Below are 12,194 nucleotides of genomic sequence, written 5' to 3'. Positions count from 1 at the left end.
ATATTAAGTAATTTGTATTTTTTATCAGTGTGTAATTTATTAATAAACAATATTGGCATTTAAAACCACTACTTAGCGATGGAACTACATCATGGGCAAATAATTGAGAAAGTAATAAGGCGGGAGGGGTATAGTATTAGTGAGGTGGCAAGGTTTACAAAGGTTAACCGGCGGTCTGTTTATTACTGGTTTAATCAGCAGTTTTTGAAAGCAGAGATTATATACAAGATAGGCATGTGTTTAAAGCATGATTTTTCGGTAGAATTCCCTCATTTATTCAAAAGTGATGATTTTAAAAAGATGTCTGCCGAAGTAAAATTTGTGAATGCAGGCAGTGAGGTAATTAACGAGCCGCAAGGCTCTGCCTACTGGAAGGATAAATATCTGGAGCTTTTAGAAAACTATAATGAACTTTTAATTAGGAATGCAGAAGAGCATAAAACTGAAAAGGAAAATATTCTTCGTATGGTTTTACCGGATACAAATTTAAAATCTAAATAAAAATAGTATAGGTAAATATTAATTTACAGCGTATATTGTTTTAAGAAATAGATTGAGCTCTCGCATGAATTTTAGTTGAGGTCTTAACTCTTCAATTGTTATTTCAGGATTTTCATTGTCTACAACAGAGTCTGAAATAGAATTAATCATTGTTTCAAATCCATCCTTAGTAATGTCCATAAAGGAAGAACAATGCTCCAGGAATTCTTTCAGTTCTTTTAAACTAATACCAAAATCAACGCCGTTGACATTAACGGTTTGATTTTCTTCCAAACTTCTTTTTCTTTCAACTATCATTTTTTTGGATGCCAAACTTACAAATTGCTCAAAAAATATTTTTTACCTGCTATTACGCTGTTTTGAATTGAAAATCCAATTGAGCAACTTTGGGGTATTTTACGATATAGAAATTGATAAAGTTTCATTTTTTTTGTTTTAGATTTCATTTTGCTAAACTTATGTATTCTGCTCAGATGAATATGATTTAGAAAAAAAAACACCCTTTTAACTCATCTGTTATAGATAAATACCAGAGTTGAAAAAAGAATACAATTCCCTATTGTGTAAGTATTTGCACAATATGTTGCGTAAAATCAACAGTATTTATTTTTGATTTACCATTAATTTTTATGTTGCTATTAAGCACCATGTAAAAATGTAATAATCTTGTTAAATTTATTGATGCTCAGTGTAATAGTTTAATTAATATTTTCGGAGATAAAAGCCTCGTTTAATTCAAATTTTGCTTGTTTTTACTTGATTTATTATTAAAATTAATATTATATAATAATATGCACTAAATCAAAATGGAAACACATACCAAGGCAATCTTGAAAGAATATCTTCAGTTAATAATTTTTTATATAGGTGGTTTTATTCAGGCTTATGTACAATATTACTAAAATTATGCCATATTGTTTATCAATGGCTAATAGAGATTTAAAATAAGATGGACAAAGTAAGTATAAATCTAAATGTAGTTTTTTTGCACGTACGGATCCGCGAAATTGGGAATAAGTCATCATTTTGCTCAAATGATAAAGGGTTGATAACTCCGTATTATTTGCCTGCATAAAGTTTCGACGCGGCATAGCGAAGACAGGGATAAACTGCAGAAAATTTATGTTTTATACACAGAGCGATATAAAACATATATCAATACTAAAGCGGTATAGATTAGTAACTGATTCATTTTAGGCTTGGTGTACTTGTTTTTAGGCATAGCTATTCTTTAAGTTTGCAGGGTGTTTCAAATCAAGGCTCTTCCTTTTCATTTCCGCCTGGCCGAAAACGTGGCCGATGCGCTGCGCAATACGCTGATTGTGCTGTTGCCGATTGTGGTGTTTTACCATAGCCACCGGCAGGCGGGTATCGGTATGGGTGTTGGCGCATTGCTGATCAGCCTGACGGATTTACCGGGCAACCGGCGCGGCAAAGCGCTGACAGCTCTGCAAAGTTTGCTGATCTTTTTCGCGGTGTCATTGATCTTTTCGGCAAGCCTACACTCGGCGTTGCTGGCTGGGCTGGTATTGATCACGCTGACTTTCCTGCTGTCGATGATGGCGGCCCTGGGTGGCCGTACCGGTGTGGCGGGCACTATGGGTATTGTGCTGATGGTTTTTACGTTGGGACTGCGATCGCAGGAGCCGTTGTGGTTCAGCGCTTTTATCGTGATGGGCGGGGCCTGGTTCCATCTCGTGAGCCTGGTACAGGTATTGATCTGGCCGTTCCGCTCATTACACCAGGCACTGCGCGAGGCCTTATCGGCGACCGCGGATTTCCTAAAGGCTAAGGCTGTTTGTTATGACCCGGCTGTGCCCCTGGAGGAGGCTTACCGGCAAACAATTGCCCTGCATTTGCGGGTTTCGGAAAAGCAGGAGCTCGTGAGGCAGTTATTGCTCAGCGACCGTCCGGGCGCGCAGCGGTTGCTGAACACTGCGATACGGGTGATAGGCTTGTATGAACAGGTAACAGCCATGCATTATGACTATGTAGTTGTGCGCGAGCGGTTGGAAACGAGTGGGGCGCTACCGCTGACCGCGGAATTGATCGCTTTGCTGTCAGAAGAAACGCGCGGGCTCAGCCGTGTTGTGCCGGTATCCCGGCCGCTGAACCCAACGCTGAACGATTCCGCTTATTTGCAACTGAGCGACCGGCTATCCCTCATGGCAGCGGGGCTGCAGCAAGAGGACGCGGCTGTTATCAACGGGATACTGATCAATACTGCCGCGATCCGCCGCTTACTGGCCGAAATCGTTTTGAACGAGGGGACGGTAATGGAAGATCTGCCTGAACCGGGCGCTTTCTTGCCAGAGGAGGGGACGTACGCCTCGAAGTTCAGGGCGCATTTAAATTTCCGTTCACCGGTACTGCGTTTTTCGCTGCGGCTCACCTTATTGTTTGCGGCAGGGTACCTTGCTACTTTATTTTTCGCCCCGGATCCTTATAGTTACTGGCTGCTGCTAACGATCGTGATCGTGGCCCGGCCCCGGCTGGCGCTAACCTGGCAACGAAACCTGGAGCGTTTGTCGGGTACTTTGGTAGGTGTTTTACTGGCGGGCCTGGCGCTCCTGCTAATCAAGCCAGTTATGCTCTTACTGGTTATCGCAGGGCTGGGATTATTGTGCTTTTTTGCCTGGAACCGGTCTGCCTATGCCCGGAGCGTGACCGGTATTACGGTTTGCGTGGTAATCTGCCTGAGTCTTTATCATGGGCAGCCGGCTGTAATCGCGACTGCCCGGCTCTGGTATTCACTGGCGGGCTGCGTTCTGGCTTTTGCCGGGATCTTCGTTTTTCCCGTCTGGATAAACGCCGAGCTGGAGGATCTGGCGCGTGCGGCGGCGGCGGGAAACCAGCTGTTCTTGAAAGCCGTTCTGGAGCAGGCTACGCAACAGGAGGTCTGGCTGGCGCGAAAGGAAGCTCATTTGAGGCTGGCACGCTTTTCGGAAGGTTTGCGGCACGCGCGGGTCGAGCCTGGCAAAGCCGACTTACCCCGATTGGAACACATTCAGGTACTGCATTACCGCATCAACGCCGTGATTATCTCGCTGTTTTTAGCCCCGCGACCATCGGGCCTTGAAAAAGCAGAAAGGGCATTGGCCCGCCTGGAAGATTATGGGCGACGGGAAAATCTTTTTTTATCAGTGCCCCAGGACAATCGTTTATTATTAAAAGGCGCTGATCTTCTGGACGCGCTGGTATCCGAACTGCTCCGGGCTGGCTGAGCCAGCATTCCGACTATCTCCCGGCCTGTTGTTTTACCGGCCGGGTACAGGGGAATACTACACTCAATTTATAAAGGAATTTCACGGGGAAGTGGATAAACTACTGGGGCAGGTGGCAGCTAAATCAAAAACTTATCAGCAGCGTTTACGTAAAAAAGTTTTTAAAAACTTTATGTATGCGCTATTTTTTGATGCTGATTTGCTCCTTGAACTACACTGCATTTGCGCAGCAACCCGCGGCGAGGCCCGGTCAGCTTCAAACAGCAAGCGAAAGTGAAAAGGTTCGATTGTATAACCACATCAGCCAGTCCTATGCGGCCACACAGCCAGATTCTGCTGTGTATTATGCGCATGCGGGTATGCGCCTGGCCGAAAAACAGAATGACCGCCAGGGCCAGGCCTCTCTGTTGCTGACTCTGGGGTATATCAATACGCTGCACCATCATACCGACCTTGCCCGGAGCTTTTATAACGAGGCGCTGGGCCTGTACCGCCGGCTGCATGATGTGGCCGGTGTTGCCCATACCTATGATCAATTGGGGGCACTGGATGGCGATACGCAAAACTTCGGTGCAGCCTTAAAATATTACCAGGATAGCCGGGACAGCAGCGGGTTGATCGAAACCTATGTGGACCTGGGCAACAATGCGGTAGACAAAGGCGAGCACGAAAAGGCCCTGAGCTGGTACCTTCGTGCCCTAACCCAGTATGAGCATCGCCGGCAGGAGCCGGAAGCTTACTTTGTATTACTGGAAAATATCGGCAAGCTATACCAACAGAAAGGCGATAGCGCTACCGCGCTGCACTATCTGCAGGAAGGCGTCCGCAGGAGCAGCCGGCAGGGGACGCGGGACGGCGAAGTCCGTTTGCTTAATGATGAAGGGCGGCTCTTTACGCAGGACCATGAGGAAGTAAAGGCACTCGCATCATATAAACAAGCGCTAAACGAAGCGAAGAAATATCGTCAGCCGGATGAGCAGGCCGAAGCGCTGATCGGGATTGCGGGTGTGCTCCAAAAACAGGATGCCGGCGCAAGTATTAAAGATCTGCAGCAAGCATTGAATATCGCTCAAAGCCTGCACGAGCCGAAACTGGAGGCTCGTATCTACCAGGCCCTGGTCGCAGTTTACCGCCAGCAAAAAAATTATGGTGAAGCCATGACCGCGCTTACGGAAGAACACCACCTGGTGGATAGTCTGCTCGGGGCGGATACGGTTAAGGAGATCGCCGCCCTGGACAGCAGCTATGTGCTGGAGCGTTCGCGCGAGAAAACGGAAGGCCTTGAAAAGGTGAACCGGGTGGAAAAAGCCGAATTGTGGCTGGCCGTGGTATTGGCCGCGTCGGTATTGCTGATCCTGATCCTGTGCTGGCTTTATCTCCGGAAAGTTAAACGGCTAAATACACAACTGCAGCACTTGAATGAAGAATTGCGAAATTCCAACCGGGTGAAGGATACGCTGTTTTCGGTGATTGGTCATGACCTGAAAGGGCCGGCCGGCAGCGCCGCGCAGCTTTTTGAAATGATGGAGACCGAAGATTTTACGCAGGAGGAAATGAAAGGCATGATCAGCGAGCTGCGTAAACAGACCACGGCATCGCTGCAATTATTGCAGGCGCTGTTTGAATGGGGTAAAGCACAGCTGCAGGGTATCAAGGTGAATCCGACGGATTTTAGCGTGCAGCCCGTTGTAGAGCGATGTATACACTTGCTAAGTCAGCAGGCGGCGCAGAAAAATATCCAGCTCATGGCCAACCTGCCCGATGCACTGAAACTACACGCGGATGCCGACCACTTTGAATTTATCATCCGCAATCTGTTGTCCAACGCCATTAAGTTCAGTTATGAGGGCGGCACGATTACCATTGGTGCGCGACTGCCTTCGCCGGAGGAAGTGGTCCTGTCGGTTAAAGATAATGGGGTGGGTATCAGTCCGGATCAGCAGGCTGTTTTCCTGACGAGTAACCTGAAGGTGAGCTTCGGTACCCAAAAAGAACAGGGCAGCGGCCTGGGCCTGTTACTGACCAAGGATTTTATCAAGGCCAACCATGGGCGTATCTGGCTGGAGAGTGAACAGGGAAAAGGTAGCACCTTTTATGTGGCGATGCCACCGGCGTAAGTGCCTGAACTCTTAGACAAGCTGGACCCAAACGTTTCAAACATCAATATTTTGATTTTTTATCTTTTTGATATGATTAAGTTGATGCGATCGTTAATCATATTTGAAATTCATAAAAAGTTCTTCGTTTCTCTACAATGATTCTTAATAGTTCTGCTGAAATTTGCTTCATCAAAAAAAAGAATATTTAATGTTTTAATAATAGCAGTCATGAAATATAGAAAACTGGGTAAAACCAACGAAAAGCTATCGGCTATAGGATTGGGCACCATGGGGATGAATCATGCTTATGGCGAGCCGGATGATAAAGAATCATTGGCTACCTTGAACCTGGCCATTGATTTGGGCATTAACTTTTGGGACACAGCTGATATTTATGCCAAAGGCGAAAATGAGAAACTGGTATCTGAAGTTTTGGTTCCAAACAGGGATAAAATTTTTATTGCAACAAAATTTGGGTTCAGATGGGATGACAATAAAATCAACTCATTTGATGCATCTCCTGCTTATATTAAAACAGCGGTTGAACAAAGCCTGAGGCGGCTGCGTGTAGATTATATTGACCTGTATTACGCGCACCGCGTAGATCCGCTTATACCTATTGAAGAAACAGTAGGAGCTATGGCCGAGTTGGTTAAAGAGGGAAAGGTTAAATATCTTGGTTTGTCGGAGGCCTCTGCCGCATCAATTAAAAAAGCTCATGCCGTACATCCGATTGCCGCGCTGCAAAGTGAATATTCTTTGTTAACAAGAGAAGTAGAAGCGGAAATACTTCCTTTGACCAGGGAACTTGGCATATCTTTTATTCCCTTTAGTCCATTAGCCCGCGGACTTGTAACTAATACACTCGATATCAGTACACTTGCAGGTAACGATTTCCGAAGAACATTGCCCCGCTACCAGGAGAAATATGCTGAAAACAACAAGAAACTGGCTGAAGGGTTTGCTGCAATAGCAGGATCTAAAAATGTTACTTCAGCCCAAATAGCGCTTGCCTGGGTTTTGAACCAGGGTGAACACATTATACCTATCCCCGGCACAAAGAAAACCAAATATCTGAAGGAAAACGCCGCTGCGGTGGACATAGAACTGACTACGGACGATTTGCAAACTATTGAAGAACTGCTGAAAAAATACCCGGATACTGGAGCAAGATACAGCGAGCACCATGCAAAAATGACTAACAATTAAGTATCATAAGCCTCGTTGCCATTGCATCGATTAACAAAGAGACAATGAAGAATGACAATCGGCTTTTGGAGTAAGAACCTATTTTGCAAACCCAGGCATGGTTGAATGCTGGCTTAACGTTATTTGACTTTAATATTCATATATCTTATATCATTAAAAATACGCCTGGCTATGCCGAACGATTGAAAGTGGAGAAACAGACACATGTATTCTGGAACAGACCTAACTGACATCATTCGTAACCCTTGACGGAGGCTAGGGAGGCAAACAGAATCTTTGAAATAAATTAAAAAAACAATTGAATTTCTTGTATTTGACTATTGTAATTAGTAAGTTCAGTTGTTGAAATGTTATGAAAACCGCAGTTTATGTTTTATTTCAACAGGGGCCATGTTAAGTGCCTTGCACGCCGGAAGCCCCAGAAAGCGAGTATCGGGGGACTTTCTTTTTAAAAGTATTTCGGTTCAGGGATATTTTAACCGGAATGATATTGTACCATCTTTTTATCTTTGCAATACATGAGTTTACCTTTGCGCATCACATTTGGAGATATTGATTATACTTACAAAGTATTAAGTAAAGGGATCAATAGGGAAACCACACAAATAAAAATCAGCCTTTTTAGCGAAGAGTTTACCCTGATTCGTAATCAACTCAATGAGTGGATTCCCGAAGAATCATCCATTGGCGATAATCAGGCCCTTTTAAAAGCCATTGGTCGTTCGCTTGCATCGCGTTACAGGCTTAAATAATAACCCAAATTCGCCAAGAAATAATAAAGTCCCTGTCAAACTCGATAGAGGCTTTCCCGATAGATTTTCAATTTAGTTATTGTGTCTTCTTTTCTGTCACTTCTTTGCGGCTATTCCGCTGAAACTGACCAGTAACTCATAGGTAAAGAACAAATTGATTCGGCTGGGGTAATAAAAAGATGTTTTTTCAGACGAAGTATTAATTAGGTCAGATAGTCCGGTTTTTTCGTTGTATTTTCATTTTTTAATAGCAGTTGTAACTAACACATTTGCTGGCCAATTATTTTCTCGTCATTCCCTATTGTTAAATATGAAAAAAGTCATTTATGTTATTCTTTCAGGCATATTTGTTTGCTGTAGTTTTACCGGCGTCGGACAAATTATTCAAAATAAGAGAATTGATCTTTCAGGGACCTGGTCATTTGCAATAGATTCTCTGGACAAGGGAGTTAAAGAAAAATGGTTTGTAAACAAATTACCTGAAACTATTCATTTGCCGGGTTCTATGGCTACCAACGGCAAGGGTAACGATGTAACCCTGAATACGCCATGGACCGGTGGTATGTGGAGTATGCAATGGTTTAAAGATTCCAGCTATGCCAAATACCGGCAACCGGGCAATGTGAAGATATCCTTTTGGCTGCAACCCAATAAATATTATGTGGGGCCCGCCTGGTATCAAAAAGAGGTTRATATTCCACCGGCATGGGCAGGACARCATATAGAATTATTTTTGGAAAGATGCCACTGGGAAACAACCCTGTGGATAGACGGTAAAGAAGCCGGTATGCAAAATGCATTAGGGGCGCCRCATATTTACSTGCTGGATCATCTGCTTAAACCCGGAAAACATATTATTGCATTAAGGATTGATAACCGGATTAAAGATATTAACCCCGGGGCAGATGCACACAGTGTAACGGATAATACGCAAACCAATTGGAATGGTATTGTTGGTGATATGGCGCTTAACGCCAAACCGGCGGTTTATCTTTCATCGGTTCAATTGTTTCCTGATGTGGATAAAAAGGTAGTAGTGGCGAAAGTGAGCATCAAGAGCTTGTCTGGAACTTTCGGCGCGTCGAAACTGATTTTCAGTGTGCGGGATAATAAGGGTAACGCCCATCAATATCTGCCGGTTCTTCAAAAAATGATTGCCTCCGGAAAAGATTCCACTATTGTGTTTTTTACGTACCCGATGGGAGCCCATCCGCTATTATGGGACGAATTTAAACCTAACCTTTATCGGATGAAGGTGACCTTAAAGGGGGAAAGCGGAACGGATAGCCAGGAAATTAATTTCGGCATGCGTAAATTCATTACCAAAGGAAGTCAGTTTACAATAAATGACCGCCCGGTTTTCCTGCGGGGAACACTGGAATGCGCTATTTTTCCTAAAACAGGTTTCCCGCCTACTGATAAAGGCGCCTGGGCGAGAATATTTAGAATATGCAGGTCATATGGGCTGAATCACATTCGGTTTCACTCCTGGTGCCCGCCTGAAGCAGCTTTTCAGGCGGCCGACGAAGCCGGGTTCTATTTATCCATCGAATGTTCCGCATGGGCAACGGTTGGAGATGGAAAACCCATTGATCGGTTCCTCTATGAGGAAAGCAACCACATTGTAAATGCTTTTGGTAACCATCCCTCGTTTTGCATGATGCTTTATGGTAATGAACCCGCCGGTAAAAATCTAAAAGAATACCTTACTGGCTTTGTTAAATACTGGAAACAAAAGGATTCCAGGCGGTTATATACCACAGCTTCCGGCTGGCCGGTAATTCCCGAAAGCGATTACAACAGCTCTCCCGATCCGCGTATACAAGCCTGGGGTGCGGGCGTTGAAAGTAATATCAATTCTAAATCGCCAAATAACGATTATGATTGGTCATCCATCATCAGCAAATGGCCGCAACCCACTGTGAGCCATGAAATTGGTCAGTGGTGTGTTTACCCTAACTTCAAAGAAATAAAAAAATATGATGGTGTGCTTAAGCCTAAAAATTTTGAAATATTTTATGATCGCTTAAAAGAACATCACCTGGAAAGTCTTGCCGATAGCTTTCTGTTTGCATCAGGTAAACTACAGGTTCTATGTTATAAAGCAGATATAGAGGCTGCTTTAAGAACTAAGGGGTTTGGCGGGTTCCAATTGCTTGATCTGCATGATTTTCCTGGCCAGGGTACAGCRCTGGTAGGTGTTTTAGATCCTTTCTGGGATGATAAGGGTTATGTTACAGCAAAGGAATACAGCAGATTTTGTAATGCAACGGTGCCGTTAATCAGGACAGCTAAGATGATCTATGAAAATAATGAAAAGCTTGAAGCRGAAGTKGAGATCGCGCATTATGGCAGTACTCCGTTAAAACAAATTACACCAACATGGCAACTGMAAGACRATGCCGGTAAAGTGTTATACAGTGGAAAGCTGAAAACAACYRATGTGCCTATAGGAAATGGTTTCAAGTTGGGTCAAATCAGCCAATCCTTATCTGGCATCAATCARGCTCAAAAGCTRGTGCTACAGGTARMAGCAGGGGGGCACATTAACTCCTGGGATATTTTTGTTTATCCTTCGCATCGTCCCGAACCTAATAAAARTATTTATGTAACTCAACAACTTGATGAAAAGGCTTTGGCCATGTTAAATAAAGGCGGTAARGTTCTGCTTACCGTGAAAARAGGGGCAATAAAGGCAGATATGGGTGGCAATGTTGTGGTGGGATTTTCCAGTATTTTCTGGAACACCTCATGGACTAACAACCAGCCTCCACATACACTGGGGATTTTGTGTAATCCCGCACACCCGGCATTGGCAAAGTTTCCTACGGATTATTACAGCAACTGGGAATGGCAGGATGGCATAAGTCATAGCTCCGCCATCCGGTTGGATAGTCTTTCAAATGAGATTAAACCCATTGTAAGGATCATAGATGACTGGTTTACCGCAAGGCCCCTGGGGTTGATTTTTGAATGCAAAGCAGGAAACGGTAGCCTGGTGGTTTCAGGTATTGATTTGCTTACAGATCAGGAAAAACGTCCCGAAGCTAAACAGTTGCTATATAGCCTGGAAGATTATATGAATACGCCAGGGTTCAATCCATCAGTATCTGTGAAAACAGAAAAACTTGCGGGGCTTTTTAAATAATCTTCCTTGATTTAAATGGCGTTATGCGAGGAGTAAATAGGGTATTAATAATTGGAAACGCATCCGATGATATGCAATTGCAGGATAATTTTGAGATCATCAATTAATTTAATTCCGTTATATGAAAGTATTAACTTATTCAGATTACAATAAAATGTGCAGAGCTGCTGCTGATATTATTGTTGCCCAAATTCAACTTAAATTCAACTCCCTGATATGTATTCCTTCCGGAGATTCACCGGCCGGAGTTTTTAAGTATTTAATAGCCGATGCCCAAAACGGCAAGGTAGATTTTAGCGGATGTTATTTTGTAGGGCTGGATGAATGGGTAGGTATGGGCAAGGATGATGATGGAAGCTGCACCAATTTTCTTTACGAAAACTTCTTTACGCCCCTGCAAATTGAACCGGAAAAGATGATGCTTTTTGATGCCAAATCAGCAAATCTGGATGCTGCATGTAAATCAATGGATGATTTTATAAAAGAAAGAGGTCCCCTGGATATTATGATGGTAGGCATTGGCATGAATGGCCACATAGGCCTCAATGAGCCCGGTACAGATTTTGATTTATATGCTCATTATTCGCCGCTGGCGCCGGTTACCGCGAGTGTGGGGCAAAAATACTTTAAAAAGCAAACCCACTTGCACCTGGGTATAACGCTTGGCCTTAAATATTTGCAGGAAGCAAAAATACCTTTGCTCATAGCTGCCGGAGTTAAAAAGGCGGAGATTATTGCACAGGCATTGGAGGGTGAGGTCACTAATCAATTACCGGCGTCCATTTTTCAAACGCTGCCATCAGCTTATGTTTTATTGGATAAAGACGCAGCGCAAAGATTGACATGATAGCATTTGTAAATATGTTGTAGTATTTGACAGCTTATCTTCGAAATAAATAATTTTAACATTTCTGAGCAATCGTATTGAAATTTTCATTTGGTAATTAATAATGCATAAATATTCAGACTCATTTTTCTCATCACTAAAAGTAGCTTCATGAAACGTAACTACTACATCGTAGCATTAATCATGCTCAGCTTTTTTGTTATCTCTTTTCTCACCAACGTTATTGGTGCCCTAAATCCCGATTTCATAAAGGGTTTTCACCTGAGCCTAACGCTGGCAGCTTTCTTACCATTTGCCTTTTTTATAGCCTACGGTTTGGTTTCTATCCCCACCGGGATGTTGCTGGAGAAGTACAAGGAAAAGAAGATAATGATTGCCGGGTTTATCGTATCCGCCGGGTTTATCGTATCCTTT

At 43.6% G+C, this 12,194-nt stretch carries 9 protein-coding genes; 8 read left to right on the top strand and 1 reads right to left on the bottom strand.

Annotated elements, in window-relative coordinates:
• The first annotated feature begins 78 nt into the window (after positions 1–78).
• On the top strand, positions 79–501 hold the full coding sequence (locus AC1DYB_RS23720) for a hypothetical protein (RefSeq protein WP_295719169.1): 423 nt from the start codon (positions 79–81) through the stop codon (positions 499–501).
• An 18-nt stretch (positions 502–519) separates the two neighbouring features.
• Here AC1DYB_RS23720 and AC1DYB_RS23715 read toward each other — a convergent pair whose 3' ends face one another.
• Positions 520–798 (bottom strand): hypothetical protein, encoded by a 279-nt coding sequence (locus tag AC1DYB_RS23715; RefSeq protein ID WP_477397139.1) that lies wholly within the window; start codon positions 796–798, stop codon positions 520–522.
• A gap of 947 nt (positions 799–1,745) precedes the next feature.
• Between AC1DYB_RS23715 and AC1DYB_RS23710 the strand changes: the two genes are divergently transcribed.
• From AC1DYB_RS23710 to AC1DYB_RS23680, 7 genes are all read left to right on the top strand, one after another.
• Positions 1,746–3,725: an FUSC family protein gene (locus AC1DYB_RS23710; protein ID WP_477438525.1), complete on the top strand. Its 1,980-nt coding sequence runs from the start codon at positions 1,746–1,748 to the stop codon at positions 3,723–3,725.
• 176 nt (positions 3,726–3,901) lie between these two features.
• Positions 3,902–5,842: a tetratricopeptide repeat-containing sensor histidine kinase gene (locus tag AC1DYB_RS23705; RefSeq protein ID WP_477438523.1), complete on the top strand. Its 1,941-nt coding sequence runs from the start codon at positions 3,902–3,904 to the stop codon at positions 5,840–5,842.
• 210 nt (positions 5,843–6,052) lie between these two features.
• Positions 6,053–7,033: an aldo/keto reductase gene (locus AC1DYB_RS23700; protein WP_477438521.1), complete on the top strand. Its 981-nt coding sequence runs from the start codon at positions 6,053–6,055 to the stop codon at positions 7,031–7,033.
• Positions 7,034–7,551: 518 nt separating this feature from the next.
• Positions 7,552–7,785: a hypothetical protein gene (locus AC1DYB_RS23695; protein ID WP_295719159.1), complete on the top strand. Its 234-nt coding sequence runs from the start codon at positions 7,552–7,554 to the stop codon at positions 7,783–7,785.
• A gap of 310 nt (positions 7,786–8,095) precedes the next feature.
• On the top strand, positions 8,096–10,933 hold the full coding sequence (locus tag AC1DYB_RS23690) for a sugar-binding domain-containing protein (RefSeq protein WP_477438519.1): 2,838 nt from the start codon (positions 8,096–8,098) through the stop codon (positions 10,931–10,933).
• A 121-nt stretch (positions 10,934–11,054) separates the two neighbouring features.
• A complete protein-coding gene (locus AC1DYB_RS23685) occupies positions 11,055–11,780 on the top strand; it encodes a glucosamine-6-phosphate deaminase (protein WP_477438517.1) in 726 nt (241 codons plus the stop codon).
• A 150-nt stretch (positions 11,781–11,930) separates the two neighbouring features.
• The coding region (locus tag AC1DYB_RS23680; protein ID WP_477438515.1) for an MFS transporter at positions 11,931–12,194 on the top strand (264 nt) is incomplete at its 3' end.

Source organism: Mucilaginibacter sp. P2_A4, assembly GCF_056405015.1.
This window is presented reverse-complemented; position numbering and strand designations above follow the sequence as displayed.

Excerpts from the sequence above, each read along its gene's own strand:
- AC1DYB_RS23705 (WP_477438523.1), top strand. The coding sequence starts at position 3,902 with ATGCGCTATTTTTTGATGCTGATTTGCTCCTTGAACTACACTGCATTT.
- AC1DYB_RS23685 (WP_477438517.1), top strand. The coding sequence starts at position 11,055 with ATGAAAGTATTAACTTATTCAGATTACAATAAAATGTGCAGAGCTGCT.
- AC1DYB_RS23715 (WP_477397139.1), bottom strand. The coding sequence starts at position 798 with ATGATAGTTGAAAGAAAAAGAAGTTTGGAAGAAAATCAAACCGTTAAT.
- AC1DYB_RS23695 (WP_295719159.1), top strand. The coding sequence starts at position 7,552 with ATGAGTTTACCTTTGCGCATCACATTTGGAGATATTGATTATACTTAC.
- AC1DYB_RS23700 (WP_477438521.1), top strand. The coding sequence starts at position 6,053 with ATGAAATATAGAAAACTGGGTAAAACCAACGAAAAGCTATCGGCTATA.
- AC1DYB_RS23720 (WP_295719169.1), top strand. The coding sequence starts at position 79 with ATGGAACTACATCATGGGCAAATAATTGAGAAAGTAATAAGGCGGGAG.